23 protein-coding genes and 1 tRNA gene are annotated in these 23,031 nt (G+C 69.3%); 9 read left to right on the forward strand and 15 right to left on the reverse strand.

What is annotated here, in order from left to right; translation table 11 throughout:
• Positions 1-176: 176 nt before the first annotated feature.
• Positions 177-491, forward strand: a complete 315-nt coding sequence (locus tag AC07NG_RS24755; protein ID WP_494597001.1) for a hypothetical protein — start codon at positions 177-179, stop codon at positions 489-491.
• Here AC07NG_RS24755 and AC07NG_RS24760 read toward each other — a convergent pair.
• Both AC07NG_RS24760 and AC07NG_RS24765 read right to left on the reverse strand, forming a co-directional pair.
• Entirely contained in the window at positions 488-898 is a 411-nt protein-coding gene (locus tag AC07NG_RS24760; RefSeq protein ID WP_110121266.1) for a hypothetical protein, read from the reverse strand. The two genes, AC07NG_RS24755 and AC07NG_RS24760, sit on opposite strands and share 4 nt — an antisense overlap.
• Before the next feature lie 77 nt (positions 899-975).
• On the reverse strand, positions 976-2,850 hold the full coding sequence (locus AC07NG_RS24765) for an ABC-F family ATP-binding cassette domain-containing protein (protein WP_487288696.1): 1,875 nt from the start codon (positions 2,848-2,850) through the stop codon (positions 976-978).
• Positions 2,851-2,939: 89 nt separating this feature from the next.
• Here AC07NG_RS24765 and ndk point away from each other — a divergent pair, with 89 nt between their 5' ends.
• Both ndk and AC07NG_RS24775 read left to right on the forward strand, forming a co-directional pair.
• On the forward strand, positions 2,940-3,359 hold the full coding sequence (ndk, locus tag AC07NG_RS24770; protein ID WP_058350417.1) for a nucleoside-diphosphate kinase: 420 nt from the start codon (positions 2,940-2,942) through the stop codon (positions 3,357-3,359).
• A 90-nt stretch (positions 3,360-3,449) separates the two neighbouring features.
• Positions 3,450-3,959, forward strand: a complete 510-nt coding sequence (locus AC07NG_RS24775; protein ID WP_494597003.1) for a hypothetical protein — start codon at positions 3,450-3,452, stop codon at positions 3,957-3,959.
• Positions 3,960-3,962: 3 nt separating this feature from the next.
• Here the strand turns inward: AC07NG_RS24775 and purN are convergent, their stop codons facing one another.
• A complete protein-coding gene (gene purN / locus AC07NG_RS24780) occupies positions 3,963-4,544 on the reverse strand; it encodes a phosphoribosylglycinamide formyltransferase (protein WP_494597005.1) in 582 nt (193 codons plus the stop codon).
• The gene (gene purM / locus AC07NG_RS24785; RefSeq protein WP_494597041.1) at positions 4,544-5,581 is read right to left on the reverse strand and encodes a phosphoribosylformylglycinamidine cyclo-ligase; all 1,038 of its coding nucleotides are present in this window, start codon (positions 5,579-5,581) and stop codon (positions 4,544-4,546) included. Before purM ends, purN begins: the two co-directional genes overlap by 1 nt.
• Positions 5,582-5,706: 125 nt before the next feature.
• On the opposite strand from purM, the gene rnd reads away from it, so the two are divergent.
• Both rnd and AC07NG_RS24795 read left to right on the forward strand, forming a co-directional pair.
• Positions 5,707-6,876 carry a ribonuclease D gene (gene rnd, locus AC07NG_RS24790; protein WP_110121262.1) on the forward strand — a complete coding sequence of 390 codons (1,170 nt, stop codon included), beginning with the start codon at positions 5,707-5,709 and terminating at the stop codon, positions 6,874-6,876.
• A 354-nt stretch (positions 6,877-7,230) separates the two neighbouring features.
• On the forward strand, positions 7,231-8,814 hold the full coding sequence (locus tag AC07NG_RS24795) for a response regulator (RefSeq protein WP_494597007.1): 1,584 nt from the start codon (positions 7,231-7,233) through the stop codon (positions 8,812-8,814).
• 6 nt (positions 8,815-8,820) lie between these two features.
• On the opposite strand, the gene AC07NG_RS24800 is transcribed toward AC07NG_RS24795, so the two are convergent.
• From AC07NG_RS24800 to AC07NG_RS24820, 5 genes are all read right to left on the reverse strand, one after another.
• Positions 8,821-9,108: a hypothetical protein gene (locus tag AC07NG_RS24800; RefSeq protein WP_494597008.1), complete on the reverse strand. Its 288-nt coding sequence runs from the start codon at positions 9,106-9,108 to the stop codon at positions 8,821-8,823.
• Between the two features lie 115 nt (positions 9,109-9,223).
• Entirely contained in the window at positions 9,224-10,711 is a 1,488-nt protein-coding gene (locus AC07NG_RS24805; protein WP_494597009.1) for a Ppx/GppA phosphatase family protein, read from the reverse strand.
• 97 nt (positions 10,712-10,808) lie between these two features.
• Entirely contained in the window at positions 10,809-13,037 is a 2,229-nt protein-coding gene (locus AC07NG_RS24810) for an RNA degradosome polyphosphate kinase (RefSeq protein ID WP_487288689.1), read from the reverse strand.
• Positions 13,038-13,130: 93 nt separating this feature from the next.
• Entirely contained in the window at positions 13,131-13,862 is a 732-nt protein-coding gene (gene hdaA / locus AC07NG_RS24815) for a DnaA regulatory inactivator HdaA (RefSeq protein WP_494597011.1), read from the reverse strand.
• A gap of 128 nt (positions 13,863-13,990) precedes the next feature.
• Positions 13,991-14,806, reverse strand: coding sequence for a DUF2806 domain-containing protein (locus AC07NG_RS24820; RefSeq protein ID WP_494597012.1), 816 nt, complete (start codon positions 14,804-14,806; stop codon positions 13,991-13,993).
• A 117-nt stretch (positions 14,807-14,923) separates the two neighbouring features.
• On the opposite strand from AC07NG_RS24820, the gene AC07NG_RS24825 reads away from it, so the two are divergent.
• Positions 14,924-15,643 (forward strand): EcsC family protein, encoded by a 720-nt coding sequence (locus tag AC07NG_RS24825; RefSeq protein ID WP_494597043.1) that lies wholly within the window; start codon positions 14,924-14,926, stop codon positions 15,641-15,643.
• Between the two features lie 172 nt (positions 15,644-15,815).
• Here AC07NG_RS24825 and AC07NG_RS24830 read toward each other — a convergent pair whose 3' ends face one another.
• Positions 15,816-16,451 (reverse strand): DsbA family oxidoreductase, encoded by a 636-nt coding sequence (locus tag AC07NG_RS24830; protein WP_494597014.1) that lies wholly within the window; start codon positions 16,449-16,451, stop codon positions 15,816-15,818.
• An 11-nt stretch (positions 16,452-16,462) separates the two neighbouring features.
• Entirely contained in the window at positions 16,463-17,785 is a 1,323-nt protein-coding gene (locus AC07NG_RS24835) for a diguanylate cyclase domain-containing protein (protein ID WP_110121253.1), read from the reverse strand.
• 182 nt (positions 17,786-17,967) lie between these two features.
• Between AC07NG_RS24835 and AC07NG_RS24840 the strand changes: the two genes are divergently transcribed.
• Both AC07NG_RS24840 and AC07NG_RS24845 read left to right on the forward strand, forming a co-directional pair.
• A complete protein-coding gene (locus AC07NG_RS24840; protein WP_494597017.1) occupies positions 17,968-19,095 on the forward strand; it encodes a CaiB/BaiF CoA transferase family protein in 1,128 nt (375 codons plus the stop codon).
• Positions 19,096-19,337: 242 nt separating this feature from the next.
• A complete protein-coding gene (locus tag AC07NG_RS24845) occupies positions 19,338-20,288 on the forward strand; it encodes a YihY/virulence factor BrkB family protein (protein WP_487288682.1) in 951 nt (316 codons plus the stop codon).
• Here AC07NG_RS24845 and AC07NG_RS24850 read toward each other — a convergent pair.
• The 3 genes from AC07NG_RS24850 to AC07NG_RS24860 are packed head-to-tail and all read right to left on the reverse strand — an operon-like array spanning position 20,260 to position 22,135.
• Positions 20,260-20,490, reverse strand: a complete 231-nt coding sequence (locus tag AC07NG_RS24850) for a sulfurtransferase TusA family protein (protein WP_058349802.1) — start codon at positions 20,488-20,490, stop codon at positions 20,260-20,262. The two genes, AC07NG_RS24845 and AC07NG_RS24850, sit on opposite strands and share 29 nt — an antisense overlap.
• Positions 20,487-21,221, reverse strand: coding sequence for a pseudouridine synthase (locus AC07NG_RS24855; RefSeq protein ID WP_494597019.1), 735 nt, complete (start codon positions 21,219-21,221; stop codon positions 20,487-20,489). Before AC07NG_RS24855 ends, AC07NG_RS24850 begins: the two co-directional genes overlap by 4 nt.
• Positions 21,218-22,135, reverse strand: a complete 918-nt coding sequence (locus AC07NG_RS24860; protein ID WP_492855478.1) for a class I SAM-dependent methyltransferase — start codon at positions 22,133-22,135, stop codon at positions 21,218-21,220. Before AC07NG_RS24860 ends, AC07NG_RS24855 begins: the two co-directional genes overlap by 4 nt.
• Before the next feature lie 147 nt (positions 22,136-22,282).
• On the opposite strand from AC07NG_RS24860, the gene AC07NG_RS24865 reads away from it, so the two are divergent.
• Positions 22,283-22,834, forward strand: coding sequence for a cysteine hydrolase family protein (locus AC07NG_RS24865; protein ID WP_494597021.1), 552 nt, complete (start codon positions 22,283-22,285; stop codon positions 22,832-22,834).
• 23 nt (positions 22,835-22,857) lie between these two features.
• Here the strand turns inward: AC07NG_RS24865 and AC07NG_RS24870 are convergent.
• Positions 22,858-22,947 (reverse strand) — tRNA-Ser (locus AC07NG_RS24870).
• Positions 22,948-23,031 lie beyond the last annotated feature (84 nt).

The following is a 23,031-nucleotide window of genomic DNA, read 5'->3' on the forward strand; positions in this document are numbered from 1 at the left end:
AGAAGCCGTGTCCGCATCCCAAGGAACCTCCCCCCGTGGGGGAGGCGGCCGAAGGCCGGTGGGGGGACGGTTTCAGCCGCCGCCACGCTGGCCGTCCTCGCAAAAACACCCCCCACCGATCGCTGCGCGATCGCCTCCCCCACAGGGGGAGGTTCCCTAAGGAGCGGAGAAACCCCATGCCCAAGTCCAAACCCCCGCGCAGCCGTCTGCGCCGCGCCACCGGCAAGCGACCGCTCGACGCCGTCAATCGGCGGATGATCGACGCCTGCGAAAAGAACATCGAGGTGCTGCAAAGGATGCTGCGCGACGTCGAGCGCGTGGCGCACGCCGCGCCGGCAGACGAACTGGCCCATTTTCGTGAGGAGATGCAGGAGGGAATCCGCTGCTGGACCAGCGTCCGCAACATCTATCTCGAAGGTATGAATCAGCCTCGCAAGCCGGCCTGGCCCGGCATCGTCAAGGCGTTGGAAGCCGAAGCTCGAAAAGCCTAGCGCTTGCCGACGCCCGGGAACATCGCCGCGTCGCCGTCGAATACGCCCAGATAGCCGAGCTCGCCCAGCAGGGGCGTCAGGTCTTCCAGCTTGTCGGCGCTGGCCCGGGCGGTCGCCAGTTCGCTGGGGCGGCCGGTCTGGTCGTGCAGGCGGTAGACCGTCCACATCTTGCCCTTGGGCGCCTCGGCGCCGGGGGCGAGATAGCGGTGCTCCCAGCCGACCAGGGCCGGGACGCGGCCGATCTCGACGTCGAACGGACGGTCGCGGAAGGCCAGGTCCATCTCCAGCCGCGTGGCCTCGGCCAGGCGCTGGTCGAGCCAGGCGGCGAAGGCCTCCAGCACGCAGCCGGCCGACAATCCTTCCGGATTGGCGACGACGTGGTTGCGGCTGGCGAGGGCTGCGGTCATGTCGCAAGGGATACGACCGCAGGTCTGTCGGAACGGCTAAATCTCTTGGTTTATTGACGTTTACCGCGAGTGGGGCCTCAGCCCTCGGCTTCCGCCAGCTGCTCGGCCAGCTCCATCCACGCGGCCTCGGCCTCGTCGAGCTTGGCCTTGGCGTTGTCGCGGCGCTTCTCCAGTTCGGGCACCTTGGCCGGCGTCTTCACATAGAGCTGCGGGTCGGCCAGCTGGGCTTCCAGTTCGGCCAAGTCACGGGTCTTGCGGTTCAGCACCTGCTCGGCCGCCTCGACCTTGCGGCGCAGCGGCTCGATGGCGACCTTCTTGGCGGCCGGGGCGGACGCCGTCTCGGCCTTGGCCGGTTCGCGCGCCACCTGGGTCGGCTTCACGGCCTGCTTGGCGCGGTCGAGCACGAACTTGGCGTAGTCGTCCATGTCGCCGTCGAACGGAACGACCTTGCCGTCGGCGGCCAGCCACAGGCGGTCGGCCACCAGCTCCATCAGCGAACGGTCGTGGGTGATCAGCAGCACAGCGCCCTCGTAGTCGTTCAGGGCGTCGAGCAGGGCCCGGCGGCTGTCGATGTCGAGGTGGTTGGTCGGCTCGTCGAGGATCAGGACGTGCGGGGCGTCCATGGCCACCAGGTTCAGCAGCAGGCGCGCGCGCTCGCCGCCCGACAGGTTGGCGACCGTGGTCTCCTGCTTGTCGAAGTTCAGGCCCCATTGGGCCAGACGCGAGCGGCGCGAGGATTCGCTGGAGTCCGGCATGGCCCGGCGGACGATCTCCAACGGGGTGTCGTTGGGATCCATCGCCTCGATCTGATGCTGGTGGAACCAGCCGACCTTCATCTTCTTGTCGCGGTGCAGTTCGCCGGTCTGGATGTCCAGCGCGCCGGCGATCATCTTGGCGAAGGTCGACTTGCCCGCGCCGTTGACGCCGAGAAGACCGATGCGGTCGTCCAGGTCCATGCGCAGGTTGAGGTTCTTGAGGATCGCGCGGCCCTGCTCGTAGCCGACATTGGCCTTTTCCAGCCGGATCAACGGCGGGGGCAGCGGGCGCGGCGGCGAGGGCAGGGTGAAGGGCGCGACGCGCTCCTCGATCGTGGTGGACACCGGCTCCATCTTGGCCAGGCGCTTCATCCGCGACTGCGCCTGCGCCGCCTTGGAGGCCTTGGCCTTGAAGCGGTCGACGAAGGATTGCAGGTGGGCGCGCTCGGCGTCCTGCTTGGCCTTGGCCGACAGTTGCAGGCGGGCCTTCTCGGCGCGGCGCTTCTCGAAATCGTCGTAGCCGCCGGTGTAGAGCTCCAGCTTGCCGCCGGCCAGATGCAGCATGTGGGTGCAACTGTTGTTGAGCAGCTCGCGGTCGTGGCTGACGATCAGGGCGGTATGCGGGTACTTCTTCAGACGCGCTTCCAGCCACAGCGCGCCTTCGAGGTCGAGATAGTTGGTCGGTTCGTCGAGCAGCAGCATGTCGGGCTCGGCGAACAGCGCCGCGGCCAGGGCCACGCGCATCCGCCAGCCGCCCGAGAACTCGCTCATCGGCCGTTGCAGGTCTTCCTGGGTGAAGCCCAGGCCGGCCAGGATTTCCGAGGCCCGCGACGGCGCGGAGTCGGCGTCGATCTCGATCAGCCGGCTCCAGATCTCGCCCATCTCCTCGGGATCGGCGGTCTCCAGCCGGGTCAGCAGGTCGTGACGCTCCTCGTCGGCCTCCAGCACGGTGTCGAGCAGGGTCACGGGCGTGGCCGGGTGCTCCTGGTCCACCGAACCGATGCGGGCGTTCTTGGGCATGCTGATCTCGTCGCCGGCGGCGACCAGGTGCCCGAGGATCAGCTTGAACAGCGTCGACTTGCCCACGCCGTTGCGGCCGATCAGGCCGACCTTGGCGCCGGGAGGCAGGCTGACGGTCGCCTTGTCGAAGAACCGGCGTCCCCAGGCGTCGAAAGTAAGTTCGTTGATCTGAAGCATGTTGGGAACGCGGGGTTGGCGGGGAGGAGGCGCCCGGCTATAAGCCCGCAACCTCCCAATTCACAAACTTTCTCTGTGAGATTTTCGGAATGACCGAACGCACCTTCTCGATCCTGAAGCCCGACGCGACCCGCCGCAACATCACCGGCAAGATCAACGCCGTGATCGAGGAAGCCGGCCTGCGCATCGTCGCTCAACGCCGCGTCCACCTGACCGAAGCTCAGGCCAAGAAGTTCTACGAAGTGCACGCCGAGCGCCCGTTCTACGGTGAACTCGTCGCCCAGATGACCGCCGAGCCGGTCGTCGTGCAGGTCCTGGAAGCCGAAGGCGCCGTGGCCAAGTACCGCGAAGTCATGGGCGCCACCAACCCGGACAACGCCGCCGAAGGCACCATCCGCAAGCTGTTCGCCCTGTCGATCGGCGAAAACTCGGTCCACGGTTCGGACAGCCTCGAGAACGCCGGCATCGAAATCGCCCAGTTCTTCACCGACGCCGACATCGTCGGCTAAGGCTTTCGAGCTTTAGGTTATGAAAAGGCCGGCGGGGCGACCCGCCGGCCTTTTTGTTTGGGGCGCAGGAGGCGCTCGATGGGGACGGGAATGATCGACACCAAGCGCCTGAACGTGCTTGTGGAGCGCGAGCTGGAGGCGATCGCCGACGCAAGGGTCAGGAATCACGTCAGGAGCCTGCTCGTCGAACCCAGACCGGTCCTGCGCGACTGGGACTATGGCGAGCCTGGCCAGCAGTACGTCTGCTGGACCGTCGTGGAGGACCGCGCGCGTTCCGATGTCGCCATCGCCTACTGTGAGCAGGGCTTCGGTCCGGCTAGTCCGTGGGGCTTGGTCTGGAGCCGCGAAGATGGGCGTGGCGAGGGATCGATCGGCATGGACAGCGCCTGGTTCTTCACGTTGGAAGAGGCGGTGTACGAGTCCGTGGCGTCCTCGCTGCCCATCTGGCGGCTGTACGGTCGGGACAGCGCGCTTAGCGAGGAGATGGACTGGGACGCCGCCTGGAAGGCGTGCGCCGCTCTGCGAGCCGCCGATCCGGGCGGGTTCTACGGCGTGGACTACACACGGGGAAAAGACCGTGGCGAGCCCGCAGCGGACTGAATCTCAAAGCCCCCGCACGAACGCGCTCAGCACCGCCGGATAGAGCCTGTGCTCTTCCTTCAGCACCCGAGCCGCCAGCGCATGGTCATCGTCGCCGGCTTCGATCGCCACTCGCGCCTGACCCAGGATCGGACCCTCGTCGACGCCGGCCGTGACCAGATGCACCGTGCACCCCGCCTCCGCATCCCCGGCCGCGATGGCCCGGGCGTGGGTGTCGAGGCCCGGATACTTGGGCAGCAGCGACGGATGGATGTTCAGCATCCGGCCTTCCCAGGCGTCGACCAGGAACGGCGTCAGGATGCGCATGTAGCCGGCCAGGGCGATGACCTCGATCCCGCGCTCACGCAGGGCCGCGTCGACCGCGCGCTCGTGGGCCTCGCGGTCCTTGCCGAACGGCTTGCTCGGCACGCACAGCGCCTCGATCCCGGCCGCCTCAGCCGTGGCCAGACCCCCGGCATCAGCCTTGTTGGCCAGCACCAGGGCGATCTCGAACGGGCAGTCCGGGGCCTGGGCGGCGCGGACCAGGGCCTCCATGTTGGAGCCCCGGCCCGAGATCAGGGCGGCGACCTTGGTCCGCGTGGCCATTAGGCGGCGGCCAGCTGGCCGCAAACAAACGCGTCTTCGCCAGCGTTGAGCAGGGCGGCGAGCACCGGCTCCACGTCGGCTTGCGCGACGATCAGGATGAAGCCGACGCCGCAGTTGAACGTGCGGCGCAGTTCGTGGGCGTCGATCTGACCAACCTCCTGCAGCCACTCGAACACGGGCGGCAGCGGCCAGGCGTTCCAGTCGAACTGAGGAACCAGGCCGTCTGCGATGCAGCGCGGCGGGTTCTCGATCAGGCCGCCGCCGGTGATGTGGGCGCCGCCCTTGACCCGACCCGACTGGAGCAGCGGCAGGAGCGACTTCACATAGATGCGGGTCGGAGCCATCAGGGCCTCGGCCAGCGTCTTGCCGTCTTCAAACGGGCAGGGGGCGTCCCAGGCCAGGCCCGAACGCTCGACCACGCGGCGCACCAGCGAATAGCCGTTCGAGTGCGGACCCGACGAGCCGATGCCGATGATCACGTCGCCGGCCCGCTGCTTTTCGAGCTTGGGCAGTACGCCGTCGCGCTCGACCGCGCCGACCGAGAAGCCGGCCAGGTCGTATTCGCCGTCATTGTACATGCCCGGCATCTCGGCGGTCTCGCCGCCCACCAGGGCCGCGCCGGCCAGCTTGCAGCCCTCGGCGATGCCGGCGACCACGCTCTTGGCGGTCTCGACGTCCAGCTTGCCGGTGGCGAAGTAGTCCAGGAACATCAGCGGCTCGGCGCCCTGGGCCAGCAGGTCGTTGACGCACATGGCCACCAGGTCGATGCCGACCGTGGCGTGCATGCCCGCGTCGATGGCGATCCGCAGCTTGGTGCCGACGCCGTCGGTCGTCGTAACCAGCAGGGCGTCCTCGTAGCCGGCCGCCTTCAGGTCGAACAGCGCGCCAAAGCCGCCGAGGCTGGCTTCCGCGCCGGGGCGGCGGGTCGCCTTGGCCAGCGGCTTGATGGCGTCCACAAGGGCGTTGCCGGCATCGATGTCGACGCCCGCCTGGGCGTAGGTCAGGCCGCCGGCTTGGTCGGTCTTCGGATCGCTCATCGGGTCGCTCATCTGTGGTTCCAGGCCCTCCGCGGACCCTCTCGGGCGCTTTGGGACAGAAAAGTGGCTGCTCCGCAACGCTTGACGCTTGCAGACTCGGGGGTGCGCGAGGCTATTAGCAGCCGATGACGCCGATCACCACCACCGCCGCGCTGGCGGAGTTCTGTAATGGTTTGAAGGGGCAGCCCTTCATCGCCGTGGACACCGAGTTCATGCGCGAGACCACCTATTGGCCCAAGCTCTGCTTGATTCAGGTCGCTTCGCCGTCTTCGGACGCCGTGATCGACCCGCTGGCGGACGGCCTCGACCTCGAGCCGCTGCTCGAACTGATGCGCGACGAGACCCTGCTCAAGGTGTTTCACGCCGCCCGTCAGGACGTCGAGATCTTCAACAATCTCAAAGCGATGCCAACGCCGCTGTTCGACACCCAGGTGGCCGGCATGGCCGCGGGTTTCGGCGAGCAGATCGCCTATGACGCCCTGGTGCGTCAGATGCTGAAGATCGAGATCGACAAGTCGAGCCGCTTCACCGACTGGGCGCGCCGCCCGCTGACCGACGCCCAGCTGGCCTACGCCCTGGCCGACGTGACGCACCTGGCGCGCCTGTTCCCGGTGCTGCGCGATCGCCTCCAGGAATCGGGCCGCCTGGCCTGGGTCGAGGAGGAGATGAAGGCGCTCAGCGATCCGGCCGCCTACGACGTCGATCCGGAAAAGGCCTGGCGCCGCCTGCGCCCGCGCAAGACGCAAGCCAAGTACCTGGCCGTGTTCAAGGCCGTCTCGGCCTGGCGCGAGCGCACCGCCCAGCAGCGCGACCAGCCGCGCGGCCGCATCCTCAAGGACGAGGCCATCGACGAGCTGGCCACCCAGGCCCCGACCTCGCTGGACGGCCTGAACACCCTGCGCGGCGTGCCCAAGGGCTTCGGCGGCAGCAAGTTCGGTCCCGACCTGCTGGCCGCGATCAAGGCCGCCCTGGCCGATCCCGAGGGCTACGCCCCCGTGGTCGACAAGCCCGGCCCGCCGCCGCCGCCCTCGGCCGGCGCCGTGGTCGAGCTGCTGAAGGTTCTGCTCAAGGCTCGCGCCGAAGAGGCCGGCGTGGCGTCCAAGCTGATCGCCACCGTCTCGGATCTCGAAAAGATCGCGGCCGACGACGAGGCTGAAACCCCGGCCCTGCAAGGCTGGCGTCGCGACGCCTTCGGCACGGACGCCTTGAAGATCAAGCGGGGCGAACTGGCCCTGGTGCTCGACGGGACCAAGGTCCGTGTCGTCGAGGTTCGCCGGGCTCCGCGCCCGGCCTGATACCGTCGTTCCGGCGGCGCGACTCAAAAGGGGTTGCGCCGCCGCCGACCCGGCGCGAAGAGCAAGCGCTGCTTTTGTGCAAGACGGCACAGCGGCCATTTGGCCGACATGTTTTGACAAAATCATCGTGACCTCCGGACGCTATAAGGGCGTCGCGGAGATGTCGGCCGTGGGGACGGCCGAAGACTGGGGATTTAGGTCGAGTTGGCGTACGCGGAACAGGATCCGTGGCTGGTCAGGGCCGCGCGCAGTTATGCAAGACCGGCAAAGGCCCTGCGGCAGCAGATTCCTCTGCGTCTCTTTGTCATCGCGATGGTCTGTGCGGCGATCGGCCTAGCGCCGCGCTTTTCCTTCATGCTGCCTTGGGCGTTCGCCTGTCTCGCGGCGCAAGGTCTCCAGGCCGTGGCCCTGCGCGGCTTCGAGGGAAATCCGGGTCGCTGGGTTCTCGCCTGCCTGGGCGCTGACTTCCTGCTGGCCGTCGCGTTCGGCTGGCTGGCGGTGCCGCTGTGGCGAACGGGCCTGCCCGCCGGCGCGGCTGGCGGCGCTCTGCTTCTGGCCGGCTCGGTGATGACCGCTCTGATGGGGGCCAAGGGGTCGCGAATGGCCTTCGCGGTCACCGCCACGCCGCATCTGGCCTATCTTTTCGTCTCGCCGGTCCTGGCCGCCAACCACGAGGACGTGGGTGTGAAGGCCTTCCTGATCGGCGGCGGACTGATGGTGCTGGTCACATCGCTGGTCTTCGGCTGGTCGCGCCAGACCCTGATGGCCGAGCGCGAGGCGAGGACGGCCGCTGAGATCCGTCGCGAACAGGCCGTGGCCGCCGACGCCGCCAAGAGCGCCTTCGTCGCCATGGTCAGCCACGAACTGCGCACGCCGCTCAGCGCCATCCTGGCCGGGGCCGGCGAGATCGCCCGCACTTCCCGCGGCCAGGCCCGGGGCAAGGCCGGTCTGATCGCCGACGCCGGCGTGATGATGCGGGCCCTGCTCAACGACCTGCTCGACCTGTCGAAGATCGAGGCCGGGCGCATGACTGTCGAGACGATCGACTTCGCCCCCCGCATCCTGATCTGCGACACTCTGCGGTTCTGGCGCGCCGAGGCCCGAGACAAGGGCTTGGCGCTGCGCTTCACCGGCGGTCGCCACCTGCCGCGCTGGATCAAGGGCGACCCGGTCCGGCTGCGCCAGGTGCTCAACAACCTGCTGTCCAACGCCATCAAGTTCACGCCCGAGGGCCGCATCTGCGTGGCGCTGGAGATGACCCCGCGCGCCGAGGGCGGGCTGCTGCTGACCCTGGCGGTCACCGACACCGGGCCGGGCCTGGGTCCGGAACAGCTGGCGCGGCTTTTCACCGCCTACGACCAGTTGGGCGCCGACACAGCCCGCACTTTCGGCGGCACGGGACTGGGCCTGGCCATCAGCCGCGATCTGGCCCGCCTGATGGGCGGCGATCTCGCCGCCGAGCCGGTCGAGGGACCCGGGGCGCGCTTCGTACTCACGTTGCCGGCCCCGGTCGGCGAGGAGCCGCCCGCGCCAGAGCCGCTGGACGCGTCCGCCGACGGTTTCGACGACGCGCCGGCTGTCCTGGTGGTCGACGACCACGAGATCAACCGCCGCACCCTGGCCCAGGTGCTGGAGGCCTTCGGTCTGGACGTCACCCTGGCGGCCGACGGCGAAAGCGCGTTGGTTCTCGCCGGCGAGACGCGCTTCGACGTGGTGCTGATGGACGTCAACATGCCCGGCCTCGACGGCCTGGACACCACCCGCCGGCTGCGCGCCGACGGCCTCAACCAGCAGACGCCGGTGGTGGCGGTGACCGGCGCGGTCAGCTCGGCCGAGATGGCCGCCTGCCGCGCGGCGGGCATGCAGGATTTCGTCGAGAAGCCGTTCGAAGTCGCCGCCCTGCACGCCGTCCTGGTGCGAGTGCTGGGCGCCGCCTAGGCTGGGTCAGCCTGCCAGGTGGACCACGGCCTGGCTGGCCGCCAGCCCCAGGGCGCCCAGCACCACCAGGTGATAGGCCGCGCCGAGCAGGACGGTCCGCTTCACCGACCAGCCTTCCTTGGCGCCAAACGCGGTCGCCACGTCCTGCTGCAATCGCCTGGCGGGGCTTTCGACGGCCTTCGAGCCGGCGTTGGCCAATCGTACGATGTCGCCCCGTGGCGGGCTTGTCTGCGGCGGGCTCGCCGAAGGCGCTTGGATCTGGTCCTGATGTTCGTAGGCGACTTGCTTCTGCATGCCGGCTTTCTCCCCGTGCTGAGACGAGGAGCTTCAGCTTGGCGTGGCTAACAAACCATGCTCGCGGAACGTCGTTCCGCCTGCGGCGCGCTGTCGCGGGCTCGAGACGCAGCGCCTAGAGCGGCGCGATCTTCAGCTTCAGGCCCAGCACCTGGGCCAGGGTCGAGGCCCGCTTGGCGGTCTGTTCGCCCAGCAGCATGGCCGCGTAACCCTCTTCGGCCGACAGCTGGACGTCGCTCTTGTCGATCGACAGCCGCGAGCGCGACAGCAGGGCCGGGCTGCGGCCCGACAGGTCGCAACCCAGGCGGATGGCCGCGCCCAGGGCCCGGGCGCGCTTGATGCGGGCGGGGCTGAGCAGGCGCTCCAGAACGTCCAACTCAGGCGGCGTGAAGGCCGTGGCGTGGCGGGCGAAGGCGGCCGCCGCCAGGAAGGCGCGTTCGGCGTGGGTCTGGCCGGCGATCGGGGCGCGCAGCACCTGCTCGAACACCAGATCGGCGCGATGGTCCGGGTGCAGCCGGGCGCCGAGGTCGGCCAGGCGGCAGGCGGCGGCCGTCAGCACCGCGTCGCGGCCGTCGAACAGCGGCTCCAGCTTGTCGAAGGCCGGCGTCAGCCAGGTTTGCAGCGCCACGCCCAGGTCGTCGGCCACGCCCTGGCGGGCCGTCAGCGAGGCGCAGCCCTCGATCAGCGGGTCCAGGCCCCGCACGCGCGGCGGCATGGCCTCGAACAGCAGCCCTTCGCGCACGCCGAAGGCCGAGATCTCGATGCGCTTGAGATCCAGGCGCTCGATCAGGCTTTCCAGCACGATGGCGGCGTAGGGCAGGGTCTCGATCCGCTTCTTGGACATGCCCTCGATGCGTTCGAGCGAACTTTTCGACTGGTGCGACACCAGGCGCGCGGCCTCCAGGGCCTCGACGCGGCCGATCTCGTACTGGTGCACCACCTGCAGCGGGTAACCGGAAAGCCGCATGTGCAGCAAAGCCAGGTTTCGCCAGGCGCCGCCGACGGCGTGGAAGGTGTCGGCCTTGAAGGCCTCGGCCACGGGGGCCAGGCGCTGGGCGGCCAGGCGGCGCACGCGGTCGGCGTCGAAGCCTTCGGTCAGGCCCAGGCTGAACGGCCCCAGCGGCAGGGTCACGCCCTGGCCGGCTCCGGTCGTCTCCAGCCGCACCAGCTCCAGGCTCGCTCCGCCCAGGTCCCCGACCACGCCCGTGGCGTCCGGCGTTCCGGCCAGCACGCCGAGCGCGGCGTAGCGGGCTTCTTCCTCGCCGGAGAGAATGCGGATCGAAAGGCCCGTCTCCTCCAGCACCCGCTTGACGAAGGCCGGACCATCGGAGGCCTCGCGCACGGCGGCGGTGGCGGCGACGAAGGTCTCGGCCGGCTGCACGGCCTTCAGCACCGCCTTGAAGCGCTTCAGCGCCGCCATCGTCTGGGTGACGCCATCAGGGGCCAGACGGTTCTTGGAGCCGAGTTCGCGGCCAAGGCCGGCGAGCACCTTCTCGTTGAACACGGTCCAGATGGCGCGGCCTTCCAGCCGGTACACCACCAGGCGCACCGAGTTCGAGCCGATATCGATCACGGCCGCGTCGCGCGGCGCCGAGAGGGGCATGGGGTTGGTTTAACGCATTCGGCGCTCAGGGGAAGCGGCGGCCTTGGACGAAACCGTCACGAAAGCCGTCGCTCCCCAGGTTTTGGGCGCCGGATCCTCAGCGCTTGCGCTTCGGACCCACGTGGTCGAAGGCCCGCGGCAGGTCCTGCACGTGATGCCCGCGGCCCGACAGGCTGGGATTGGTCATGAAGTATTCGTGGGCCGAGAACGCGCCCTTGCTCTCCCAGGCCGGATCGCGGGCGTAGTGGCCCTCGCTGTCGAGGCGCCAGCTCTGGGCCTCGTCGTTGAGGTTGGCGACCATGATCTGGCTCAGCACCTGCTGGTGCACGGTGGGGGTCTCGACCGGCACCAGGCTTTCCACCCGACGGTCGAGGTTGCGCGGCATCCAGTCGGCCGAGCTGATGAAGGCGCGGGTCTGGGCGCTGGGCATGTCGGCGCCGTTGGCGAAGGCCACCACGCGGCTGTGCTCCAGGAAGCGGCCGACGATCGACTTGACGCGGATGTTCTCCGACAGCCCGACAATGCCCGGCCGCAGGCAACAGATGCCGCGCACGACCAGATCGATCTGCACGCCGTCCTGGCTGGCGGCGTAGAGGGCGTCGATGATCTGCGGATCGACGACGGCGTTCATCTTGGCCCAGATGCCGGCCGGCTTGCCGGCCCGCGCGTTGGCCGCCTCGGCGGCGATCATCGCCAGCAGGTCGGGCTTCAGCGTCTGGGGCGAGAACGACAGCTTCTCCAGCGCGCCGGGCTGGGCGTAGCCGGTGATGAAGTTGAACAGCTTGCCGCCATCACGGCCCATGGCCGGATCGCAGGTGAAGAGGCTGAGGTCGGTGTAAACCCTGGCCGTCTGCGGGTGATAGTTGCCGGTGCCGAAGTGGCAGTAGGTGCGCAGGGATTCGCCCTCGCGCCGCACCACCACCGACAGCTTGGCGTGGGTCTTCCAGTCGACGAAGCCGAACACCACGTGCACGCCGGCCCGTTCCAGGTCGCGCGCCCACTTCAGGTTATTTTCCTCGTCGAACCGCGCCTTGATCTCGACCAGGGCGGTGACGTTCTTGCCGTTGTCGGCCGCCTCGATCAGGGCCGCCACGATCGGGCTGTCCTTGGAGGTGCGGTACAGCGTCTGCTTGATCGCCAGCACGTTCGGGTCGCGGGCGGCCTGGCGGATGAACTGCACCACCACGTCGAAGCTCTCGAACGGGTGGTGGACGAGGATGTCCTTCTCGCGGATCGCCGCGAAGCAATCGCCGCCGTGGTCGCGCACCCGTTCGGGGAAGCGGGCGTTATAGGGCTTGAACTTCAGGTCCGGGCGATCGGGCGGAATCAGCTCGCTCATCTGGGCCAGGCCCAGCTTGCCGTCGACCAGCACCACGTCCTCGGGCTGGGCGCGCAGGCCCTCGGTGATGAACTCGCGCAGGTCGGCGGGCATGGTGGTCTGGATCTTCACCCGCACCACGCGGCCCAGGCGCCGCTTCTTCAGGCGCGCCTCGAACTCGCGCACCAGATCTTCGGCCTCTTCCTCGATCTCCAGGTCGCTGTCGCGGATCAGGCGGAACAGGCCCCGGCCCTCGACCTCGTAGCCGGGGAACAGGTGGTCGAGGAACAGGATGATGAAGCTTTCCAGCGCCACGATCTTGCGTTCGCGCTTGCGGCCCTTCAGCGGGCCGGCCGAAAGCTCCCAGAAGCGCTGCACCTGGTTGGGGATCGGGGCCAGGGCGTAGAGGTGCTTGTCGTCTGAGATCCGGCGCAGCTTCAGCGCCAGGCAGAAGCCCAGGTTCGGGATGAACGGGAACGGGTGGGCCGGATCCACCGCCAGCGGCGTCAGCACCGGGAAGATGCGCGACTTGAAGATCTCCTCGGCCCGCTCGCGGTCGGCGCCGACGATGTCCTTGGCGTCCAGCAGCTTCAGGCCCTCGGCCCACAGCTCGGCGCGCACTTCGCGCCAGATCTTCTGCTGCTCGCTCATCAGCTCGAAGGCCGAGGCGTTGATGCGGGTCAGCTGCTCGCCGGGGGTCAGGCCGTCCTGGCTGACCACGCGCACGCCTTCACGCACCTGGCCCTTCAGGCCGGCCACGCGGACCATGTAGAATTCGTCGAGGTTGTTGGCGCTGATCGACAGGAAGCGCAGGCGCTCCAGCAGCGGGTGGCGCGGGTTGGCGCTTTCCTCGAGAACGCGCTGGTTGAAGGCCAGCCAGGAGAGCTCTCGGTTGAAGAACCGCTCGGGCGCGGCCAGCAGGTCTTCGTCGAGCACGAGGCGCGCGCGATCCTCGGGCGCGGTCTCCACCTTGTGAGGGGCGGGCGCGAGGGCGGCGGCGTCGGTCATCGTCTACTCCAGGGCAACGGTCCGTATCGTGACCGAGCCTGATGACAGCCGCAAGACAAACGCCGTTTCTTCAAGCGGATCGAGGTGTTCGGCTCAGTCCTCGAAGCTGTCCTCGTCGCCGAAGGCCAGGATCTGGGCGGCGAAGGCGCGGGTGATTCCGCGACCGCTTTCCGACGCCGCCTCGTCCAGCAGGGCCACCAGGGCCACGGCCTCCGGCGCGCTGCGCGGGATGCGGCGCAGCAGGAAGGCGTAGACGTCGTCGGCGGGGCGGATCAGGCGGTCGGCGAAAGCGCGGCGCAGCACGGCCTCCAGCACCACGTCGTCGGGCTCGTCGATGAGGGCCGCGGTCAGGGCGTTGAGGCGCGAGCGCAGGTCCGGCACCACCGTCTGCCATTCCAGCGGCGCGGTCTGGGCCGTCAGCAGCAGGCTGCCGCCATCGACCCCGGCCATGTTCAGCAGGTGGAACAGGTCTTCGTCCGACACCACCCCGCCCAGGGCGCGGCGGTCGGCGTCCTCGACCAGGATCGGCCGGCCGCGCAGGGCGGGCAGGTCCAGCGGCGCGAGGTTGGGATCGGCGGCGTCGATGATCACCGCGCCGGCCTGGGCGGCCCAGGCGCGCGCCAGATGCGTCTTGCCGCTGCCCGACGGGCCGATCAGGGCCAGGCGGCCGTTCGGCCACGCCGGCCAGGCGTCGACGGCGCGCACGGCGTCCTCGTTGGCCGGCGAGACGGCGAAGTCGTCCCGCTCGAAGCTGGGCGGACGTTCCAACGGCAATTTCAGCTGGCTCAAGGTCGGGGCGAAGTCACATGGTGAATGGGTTGGCAAGCTATAGGCGGCTGGGACTCCGACAGCGAGACGGCGAACCGGCGCGCTTGGGGATAGAGCGGGCGATAGGTGTGGACGCTGGTCCAGGGTGTGGACGCTAATGTGGACGCCCGTGTGGACGGCTGTGGTCAGATGGTTTCCAGCACGGTCGCACCATCCGGCGCCACGGCGTGCAGCACGTGGAAGCGGGCGCCGGGGCGTCGGCTGGCCAGCGCCTGGGCGATGCGGCGGGCGCGAGTCAGGGCCGGCTCGTTCGAGGCCAGCCGCCGCCACTCCAGTCCGACCGGCGACAGCACATAGACGCCGAACGAGGTCGGTGCGGGCAGCGACGCGCCCAGGCCGTGCTCGCCCTCCATCGTCACCGTCGCCAGCGAAGTGGCCGCCATCGGCAGGTTGAAGGTGTCGCCGCCGCCGGAGATCAGGCCCGCCGCCTCCAGGGCGACGGCTTCGGGCTTGCTGAAGTCGCAGGCCTCCTGGAACACTACGTCGTTCAGCGAATGGGCGGCGGCCGTGGCGAAGAGGCCGATGGTCCGAGACGGCAGCTCGGCCAGCAGCCGCATGGCGTGCACCGAGAAACTGCCGGGCGACAGCATCTCGCCGGCCAGCACCATGCCCCACAGGGTTAGCGCCCTATCACCGTGGGCGCGTTCGACATGATCGACGAAGGCGTTCATCCAGGCCGGATCGACCGTGGCCTGGTTCCGGCCGCGCGTGGCGTGCTCGGCGATGCGGGCCACCGTCTCGCGCGCGGTCTGGCGGCGGGCGAACTCGCGAAGCTGGGTCGAGACCGCCCGCGACAGCAGGGCGTCGGACCCCGTCGCCGCGCCCATCAGGCCGGTCGCGAAGGCGGGCGGGGCGTCGTGGCCTTCGGGGCCGGCGACCAGGCGTCCCAGAACGGCGGGACGGACGGGCGACGAGGTCGGCGTTTCAATCGACAGGTACAACGGATTCTTGGCCTCGCGCGGAATGCGTCATGATCCGGCGGCCGGCGTGTCAAATCGGCCCGCCGCCATGATTCTCAGCGACCTTCAGGCAAGGCTCGCGCCATTCCGGAGAGCCTCCTGGTCCAGACCGCCGCCACCGCCGACCTCGCCGCCTGGCGTGCCGAGATGACCAAGCCGCCCGGCGCCCTGGGCCTGGCCGCCCGCGCCGTTCAGCTGAAGGTCAACAGGATCATCCCGGAGAAGGTCCATGCGGCCATCACCACCGCCATGCAGGGCATGACCCGGGCCATTCTGACGGGTTCGGACTTCGCCACCGGCGCGCCGCTGGTCCAGGCCACGCTGGACGAGCGGCTGGTTCGCGTGCGGGCGGCCATCGACGGCTGGAAGAAGGCCGCCGCCGCCGAGGGCGGCATCGCCGGGGCAGGGGGCTTCGTCCTGGCCGCCGCCGACTTTCCGCTGCTGATGAGCTTCAAGATCAAGCTGCTGTTCGAGATCGCCGCCGCCTTCGGCCACGACGGCGCGCAGCTTTCCGAACGGCTCTACATCCTGCACATCTTCGAGCTGGCCTTTTCGGATTCCGGGCACCGCGCCCGGGTGTTCGAGGCCATGGACGGCTGGGACCAGCGCCAGCACCCGACCGACCTCTCCGGCTTCGACTGGCGCGCCTTCCAGCAGCAGTACCGAGACCATATCGACCTGGCGAAACTGGCCCAGCTGCTGCCGATCGTCGGCGCGCCGGTCGGGGCGATCGTCAACTGGCGCCTGGTCGAGAAGCTGGGGCACACCGCGGTGATGGCGTACCGGATGCGGCTCGAGGCGCAGCCGGCGCTAACCTGATCCCTCTCCCCTTGCGGGAGAGGGTGGTCCCCGCGAAGGCGGGGGTCGGGTGAGGGGTCTCTCAAATACCAAAGCCGCGTGCAGCGGTCAGGCCGGATGAGGCGTCCGACGTTTGAGAGACCCCTCATCCGTCGGCTGTCGCCGACACCTTCTCCCGCAAGGGGAGAAGGAATTAGGCCAGCGCCTGGTCGATCGCCTTCTGCAGGTTCTCAGGGCTCTCGGCCCCGACCACCGCCACCTTGCCGGCGAAGATCGCCACCGGCACGCCGGTGACGCCGCCCTGCACGGCCATGGCGTGCTGCTGGGCGACCACGTCCTTGTCGGCGCCTTCGGACAGCAGGCCCAGCACCGCCACCTCGTCCATGCCCGCGCCCTTGGCGATGTCGGCCAGCACCACGGGATCGCCGATATCGCGGCCCTGCTCGAAATAGGCGGCGAACAGGGCCTCGACCACCTCGTCCTGCACGGCCGCGCCGCGCGCCCAGCGGATCAGGCGGTGGGCGGCGCTGGTGTTGGGCGACAGGGCGATTTTGTCGAAGGCGAACGCGATGCCTTCTTCCGCTCCGGCGTCCTGCAGCGCCTTGTGCACGGCCTTCAGCCGCACCGGGTCCTTGAACTTGCCGGCCATGTAGGCGGCGCGGTCGACGCCTTCCTCGGGAAGGGTGGGATCCAGCTGATAGGGACGCCAGACGACGATCGGCTCGAGGTCCGGACGGGCGGCCAGGGCGCTCTTCACCCGCCGCCAGCCCAGATAGCACCACGGGCAGACGACGTCGGCGACGACGTCGACGGTGATCGGCACGCCCATCGGCTTAACTCCTAGACGGCTTTCTGGAGCGCCAGCGAGGCGGCGCGTTCCAGTGCATGGATGGCGGTTTCGCCCGGCTCGATCTGGGCCACGCCGATGTCGAACTCGCAGACGAACGGGCTGCGGTCCTCGCCGGCGTCGAAGGCGGTGCAGCCGATGACCGCGGCGATGCGCTCGGCGGCGGCCTTGGCGGCGGCCAGATTGGTGGCCGGCAGGGCCAGGGCGAAGACCTCGGGCGCCAGGCGGGCGGCGGTGTCCTCGACGCGGACCAGGCGGCCGACCATCGAGCCGATCTGCGGGATCGCCCGGTCCAGCCAGCCGTTCTGCCGCGCCCAGACCACCTCGGGCTTGTCGGCGACGCGCAGCACGCCGATCGACAGCGGCCGTCCACGCTCGCGCGCCGCGCCGGCCAACCGCGCCAGGTGGGCGGCGAACAGGTCACGGGTGAAGAGGCCGGTGGCCGCATCCATCAGGCCCGAACTGCGGGCCTTCTCCAGCGCGCCGCGAATGGCTTCGCCGCGACGGTAGTTGCGGGCCAGCTCGATAACGCGGCGGGCGGTGTCGCCCTCCGGCGTCTGGGGCGATGCCACGTCGGAGACGCCGCGATGGAACGCCTCGGACATCGTCACATAGCTCTCGGCGTTCATGTAGAGCAGCGCCGGGATGTGGAAGAGCCGCGTGTTGCGGCGCATGCCGGCGGCGATCGACATCGCCTCCTGCTGGTTCTCGCCGGCCCACAGCACCACCGCGTCGAAGGCCCGCTCGTGCAGGTAGTCGAAGGCGGTGTAGGCGGTGAAGGCGCCGACCACGTCCGCGCCGCCCCGGGTCAGGGCGTTGGAGAGGGCCAGGAACTGCGGGGCCGGCTCGCCGATGGCCAGTACGCGATAGGGCGTGGCCGTGGGCTCGGGCAGGTCCAGCCGGCGGCCGCGATCGCCGAAGGTGGTCAGGCGAAGCTCGAACTCTTCCTCGGCGATGGCCGTGCGGACCAGGGATTCCAGGCGCAGCACCGCCTGCGACGGATGCAGCGGGGGCGACAGGGTCAGGTCGAAGGCGGCCTGGCCGGCGTCCGTGCCCGGCTCGCCGATGGCGATCACCGGCAGGCGGCGCGGGGCCACGGCGGCCTTGAGGCGGCGAGCCAGCGTCTGGCTGTCGGGACCGGCGGCGTCGATGTCGACGATCACGGCCTCGATCTGCAGATCGCCCAGCGCCGCCAGGGCCGCATAGGGGCCGCGGGCGGTGATGGTGCGCCAGCCCAGCCGGTCCAGCCCCTCGGAAAGGGGACCGGCCCGCGTGTCGTCACGCGCCACGATCAGGATCCGGGCGTTCACCGCCAAATTCGTTCTCCGCTGGCGCAGGGCCTCGATTCGCGAGCCAACATAGCAGAGGCGGGGGTGCGGCAAAGGGATGCAAGGTCGCAGCCTTTACCTTGTCGACAGGTGGTTTGCGGCCGGGCTTGCCTGACCGAGCGTCAGCCGGGTCCTACTGGCGTCAACAGAACAGAAAACGGGAGGAACGCATGGGCCAGGGACCGCTGTCGGGGCTGAAGGTGCTGGAGTTCGCCGGGATCGGCCCGGGGCCGTTCTGCGGCATGCTGCTGTCGGACCTCGGCGCCGACGTCGTGCGCATCGACCGCAAGGGTTCGGGCCGCTCCTCGCCCGCCGATGTCACCGCCCGCGGCCGTCGCTCGGTGGCGCTGGACCTCAAGCAGCCCGCCGCCGTCGAAACCTGCCTGAAGCTGATGGAGACCGCCGACGCGGTGTTCGAGGGCTTCCGTCCGGGGGTGATGGAGCGCCTGGGTCTTGGTCCCGACGTCGCCCTGGCCCGTAATCCCAAGCTCGTCTACGGCCGCATGACCGGCTGGGGCCAGACCGGCCCCTACGCCAAGGCCGCTGGCCACGACATGAACTACATCGCCATCACCGGCGCTCTCGACGCCATCGGCACGGAGGACAAGCCGATCCCGCCGCTGAACCTGGTCGGCGACTTCGGGGGCGGGGCGCTCTATCTGGCCTTCGGCCTGCTGGCGGGCGTGATCCATGCGCGCGAGAGCGGCCAGGGCCAGGTCATCGACTGCGCCATGAGCGACGGCGCGGCCTCGCTGATGGCGATGTTCTACGGCTTCAAGGCCATGGGCATGTGGCGCGAGGGGCGGCGGAGCAACCTGCTCGACGGCGGGGCCCACTTCTACGACACCTACCAGTGCGCTGACGGCAAGTGGGTGTCGATCGGCTCGATCGAGCCGCAGTTCTACCTGCTGCTGCTGGAGAAGACCGGGATCACCGACCCGCACTTCCAGGCCCAGATGAGCCGCGAGGACTGGCCCGCCCTGCGCGAGAAGCTGGCCGCCGTGATCGCCACCAAGACCCGCGACGCGTGGTGCGAACTGATGGACGCCACCGATGTCTGCTTCGCCCCGGTTCTCTCCATGGACGAGGCCCCCGACCACGCCCACAACAAGGCCCGCGAGACCTTCGTCGAGGTCGCCGGCGTCATCCAGCCCGCGCCCGCGCCACGCTTTTCGGCCACCCCCGGCGTCATCCAGGGCCCGCCGCCGAAGATCGGAGCCGACAACGCCCAGGCTCTGTCGGACTGGGGCTTCGATGGCGCGGCCATCGCCGAACTGGAGGCCTCGGGCGCTCTGTAGGGCGGGCTTTTCTTCGCCCCCGCCAAACTGACAACCACGTTCAGGCGCGGTTCAGGCGGCGAATCCTAATTTCGACCTGTAACCGGCCGCTGCGCCAACCCGTCCCTCGATGTGGCGTCCGGTTCAGGCAAGTCCTGCGGAGACGCGTCGCTTTCCCTGAGGCGGCGCGTCTTTGACTGTTTGGCGACAAGCCTAGCCGCCAAGGGTTGCTTCACCGGGCGACGGCAGGCAGTTTCCGGCGGATGCAGCCCCCCAAGGCCCCCATCCGCTGGCGAGACCTCGATCTCGACCCGATCCACTGGATCCAGGAAATTCTCCGCGTCCTCGGCCTGGCCCTGTCCCGGCTGTGGGGGCGCGACGTCATGCTCTATGTCGGCGGCGTCTCGTTCTTCGCCCTGCTGGCCGTGTTTCCGGGCCTGGCCATACTGATCGGGCTCTACAGCCTGCTGCTGGATCCCAGCACAGCCGCCCGCCAGGCCGACGCCCTGGCCTTCATGATGCCGACCGGCGCGCGGCCGATCTTCCAGAGCGAAATGCAGCGCCTGGCCCATGCGCCGGTCTACACCGTCTCGCTGCAGAGCCTCGTGATCCTGGTCATCGGCGTCTACGCCGCCCATCGCGGCTTCAAGGCCCTGCTGGCCGGCCTGTCGTTCATCCACGACGAGGAGGACCAGCGCGGCTTCTTCGGCTTCAACCTGATGGCGCTGTTCGTGCTGATCGCCGCCTTCGGCCTGCTGTTCGCCATGTCGGGCATCTTCCTGACCTTCCGACTGCTCTCCAGCACCCTGGACCTGCGGCCGCTGCAGGGCGTGTCGTGGATCCAGAGCGAGTGGAGCTGGGCGACCTTCGGCCTCGTGGTAGGCATGACCCTGATCTACCGCTACGCCATGTCGCGCGTGCCGGTCGGCTGGCGCGCCTCGATCACGGGCGGCGTCGCCGCGGCCCTGTTCTGCGTCTTCATGTCGTGGGCCAGCGCCTTCTACGTCGAGAAGGTGGCGCATCTGGGCGCGACCTACGGCTCGATCTCGGCCGTGATCATCTTCCTGATCTGGCTGTCGTGGAGCGTGAACGCCGTGTTCTTCGGCGGGGCGCTGGCCACCGAGGTCGAGATCGCCCTGGACGAGCGGCCTCAGGCCCTGCTCGACGGCCCCAAGGCCATCGGCCTCAAGGCGCCTTCGTCACCCGAAAGCTGATCGCGCCGGAGGGCAGGTCTTCGACCCCCTCCAGCGTCGCCCCCAACTGGCGGGCGAAGTGCGGCACGTCGATGCGGGCCAGCGGGTCGTCGGCCAGCAGCCGCACCGTCGCCCCGGCCGGGGCATGCTCCAGCGCCCGGCGCAGCCGCAAGGTCGGCACGGGGCAGCGATGGCCCCGGGCGTCGACCTCGATGTCGCTCACGAAAACACCTGCTCGGCCTCTTCGGCGCTTAGGATCCGATACTTGCCGGGCTCCAGGTCGCTGGGCAGGGTGATCCCGCCGATCCGCTCGCGATGCAGGGCGACCACGTGGTTGCCCATGGCCGCGAACATCCGGCGCACCTGATGATAGCGACCCTCGGTAATGGTCAGGCGGGCGGTGGTCTCGTCGACCACGTCCAGCTGCGCCGGCAGCAGGGGCTTTTCCTCGCCCTCCAGCATCAGCGTACCGCTGGCGAAGGCTTCGGCCTCCTTGCCCGACAGCGGCCGGTCGAGGCTGGCCAGATAGGTCTTGGCCACATGCCGCTTGGGCGAGATCACCCGGTGCAGGAAGTCGCCGTCGTCGGTGATCAGCAGCAGGCCCGAGGTGTCCTTGTCCAGCCGCCCCACGCTCGACAGCGCCGGATCGCGCACCTGCCAGCGACGCGGCAGCAGGTCGTAGATCTTGGCCCCTTCCTCGCGATGCGAGCACACCACGCCCAGCGGCTTGTTCATCAGCAGCACCAGAGGGGCGGGCGGATCCACCGGAACGCCACGGATCATCAGGTGCTGGGGCAGGTCGGCGGTCACCGCGATGCGCTTGCCGGCGTCCTTCAGCGGCACGCCGTCGAAGGTCACCTTGCCCGCCGAGACCAGAGCCTGCACCTCGCGCCGCGCGCCATAGCCCAGATTGGCCAGCAGCCGATCCAGGCGCGCCATCAGCGGCTTGCTCATTTGACGGCCTCGAACACCTTGAAGCCGTTCTGGTCGATCACGGACCGCACCCGCGTGAAGTGCTCGCCCAGCACCGCCTCGTAGGGCAGGTGACGATTGGCCACCAGCCACAGCGCGCCGCCCTTCTTCAGCAGGGCCGCGGCGCCGCGAATGAAGGCCTGGCCCAGCGCCTTGTCCTCGCCGCCGCCTTCATGGAACGGGGGATTGGAGACCACGAAGTCGAGGCCCGAAAGCTCCGGAAGGCCCAGCCGCACGTCGGCATGCGAGAAGCTCACCCGATCGTCGCCGACATTGCGCCGCGCCGCGTCCAGCGCCCGGCGGTCGATGTCGATGAGGGCGAGCTTGGTCACCTTGGGCGAGGCCAGCACCTGGTGGGCCAGCACGCCGATGCCGCAGCCCAGGTCCGCGCCGGCGCCGGAGAAGGCGGGCAGGGCGCTCATCAACAGGGCGGTGCCGGTGTCGAGGCGATCCCAGCTGAACACGCCGGGCTGGGTCCACAGGCCCTCGCCGTCGATGCGGCGCGGCGCGCCCTCGGCCAGGGCCTCGGTGAGACCCGCCGGCGTCTCGGGGCGCAGGGTGATGCAGATGCGGTGGTGACGGCGAGCGTCCTCGCCGATCTTGCAGCCGAACGCCTCCAACTCCTTCTTCAGCCGCAGGCCGCCGCGATCCTTGGGCGCGGCCACGGTCAGCCGGCCGCCCGGCTTCAGTGCGCGCAGCATCTGGGCCAGCACATAGCGGCGCTCCACGGCGCCGGCCGGCGCCAGGGCGACGAAAGCGTCAAGCGAGGCGTCGGCCAGCCCCTCCAGCGGCTCGGCGCCCGGCACGGTCGGGGCCGTCTGGATCGCGCCGCGCGGCGTCTCGATCACCTCGCGCGGGGGAAAGCCATAGACGGCGGCGGAGGTCGTGTCGGTCATGGGGAAAGGATCTTGGTCGCGGGACTGGAAAGGTCGGGAAGGGGCGTTGGTTACCTTGGCGAGGCCCCGGATGCCAGAGTTTCAGACAAGGGAAGGACCTGAGCCGGCCCGGTTGCGCGCCGCGAGGCGTCCGATCAAGCTGGCGGGATGACCAAGCTGGCCCTGATCCTGATCGACCTGCAGCGCGCCATGCTGCCGCAGAATACCGGCCCCCGGGACAATCCCGGCGCCGAGGACAACATCGCCCGCCTGCTGGCCGCCTGGCGCGAACGTGGTCTTCCGGTCGTGCACGTGCGCCACTTCAGCCGCTCGCCCGACGGCGCCTTCCAACGCGGGGAGCCGTCATCGGAGTTTCAGCCGAGGTTCGAGCCCTTGCCGTCCGAGCACCGTCTGGAGAAGATCGTCCCAGACGCCTTCGCCAGCGGTGAACTCGTGGGCTGGCTGAAGGCGCGCGATCTGTCGCGGTTGGTGATCGTCGGGGTCAGCACCAGCAACTCCGTCGAGGCCACGGTCCGCGCCGCCGCCTGCCAGGGCTTCGATGTCACCGTGCCGGGCGACGCCTGCTTCACCTTCGACAAGGCCGACCTGCACGGCCGGATGCGCCCCGCCGGGGAGTGGAGCCTGTTCAGCCTCTCGAACCTGCACGGCGAATACGCGGTGGTCACGACGACAGCCGAGGTGTTGGCCTCGGCGTCGTGAGAGCGACGCATCTGAAGAAGGGGTGGCGGACAGGGTGGGATTCGAACCCACGGTAGGCTTCCACCTACGGCGGTTTTCAAGACCGCTGCCTTAAACCACTCGGCCACCTGTCCGGAGCGGGCGGCTATATCAGCGCTTGTGCTTCGGCTCCAGAACGATCTGTCGCAGGCATCCTTAACCAAGCCTAAAAACATCTG

This window comes from Caulobacter sp. GW821-FHT10C03, assembly GCF_059415485.1.

Excerpts from the sequence above, each read along its gene's own strand:
- AC07NG_RS24775 (WP_494597003.1), top strand. The coding sequence starts at position 3,450 with ATGATCGACACCAAGCGCCTGAACGTGCTTGTGGAGCGCGAGCTGGAG.
- AC07NG_RS24800 (WP_494597008.1), bottom strand. The coding sequence starts at position 9,108 with ATGCAGAAGCAAGTCGCCTACGAACATCAGGACCAGATCCAAGCGCCT.
- AC07NG_RS24810 (WP_487288689.1), bottom strand. The coding sequence starts at position 13,037 with ATGACCGACGCCGCCGCCCTCGCGCCCGCCCCTCACAAGGTGGAGACC.
- AC07NG_RS24845 (WP_487288682.1), top strand. The coding sequence starts at position 19,338 with ATGCAGCCCCCCAAGGCCCCCATCCGCTGGCGAGACCTCGATCTCGAC.
- AC07NG_RS24795 (WP_494597007.1), top strand. The coding sequence starts at position 7,231 with ATGCTGCCTTGGGCGTTCGCCTGTCTCGCGGCGCAAGGTCTCCAGGCC.
- AC07NG_RS24830 (WP_494597014.1), bottom strand. The coding sequence starts at position 16,451 with ATGGGCGTGCCGATCACCGTCGACGTCGTCGCCGACGTCGTCTGCCCG.
- rnd (WP_110121262.1), top strand. The coding sequence starts at position 5,707 with ATGACGCCGATCACCACCACCGCCGCGCTGGCGGAGTTCTGTAATGGT.
- AC07NG_RS24840 (WP_494597017.1), top strand. The coding sequence starts at position 17,968 with ATGGGCCAGGGACCGCTGTCGGGGCTGAAGGTGCTGGAGTTCGCCGGG.
- AC07NG_RS24865 (WP_494597021.1), top strand. The coding sequence starts at position 22,283 with ATGACCAAGCTGGCCCTGATCCTGATCGACCTGCAGCGCGCCATGCTG.
- AC07NG_RS24755 (WP_494597001.1), top strand. The coding sequence starts at position 177 with ATGCCCAAGTCCAAACCCCCGCGCAGCCGTCTGCGCCGCGCCACCGGC.
- AC07NG_RS24760 (WP_110121266.1), bottom strand. The coding sequence starts at position 898 with ATGACCGCAGCCCTCGCCAGCCGCAACCACGTCGTCGCCAATCCGGAA.
- AC07NG_RS24860 (WP_492855478.1), bottom strand. The coding sequence starts at position 22,135 with ATGACCGACACGACCTCCGCCGCCGTCTATGGCTTTCCCCCGCGCGAG.
- ndk (WP_058350417.1), top strand. The coding sequence starts at position 2,940 with ATGACCGAACGCACCTTCTCGATCCTGAAGCCCGACGCGACCCGCCGC.
- purN (WP_494597005.1), bottom strand. The coding sequence starts at position 4,544 with ATGGCCACGCGGACCAAGGTCGCCGCCCTGATCTCGGGCCGGGGCTCC.
- AC07NG_RS24765 (WP_487288696.1), bottom strand. The coding sequence starts at position 2,850 with ATGCTTCAGATCAACGAACTTACTTTCGACGCCTGGGGACGCCGGTTC.
- purM (WP_494597041.1), bottom strand. The coding sequence starts at position 5,581 with ATGAGCGATCCGAAGACCGACCAAGCCGGCGGCCTGACCTACGCCCAG.
- AC07NG_RS24855 (WP_494597019.1), bottom strand. The coding sequence starts at position 21,221 with ATGAGCAAGCCGCTGATGGCGCGCCTGGATCGGCTGCTGGCCAATCTG.
- AC07NG_RS24805 (WP_494597009.1), bottom strand. The coding sequence starts at position 10,711 with ATGCCCCTCTCGGCGCCGCGCGACGCGGCCGTGATCGATATCGGCTCG.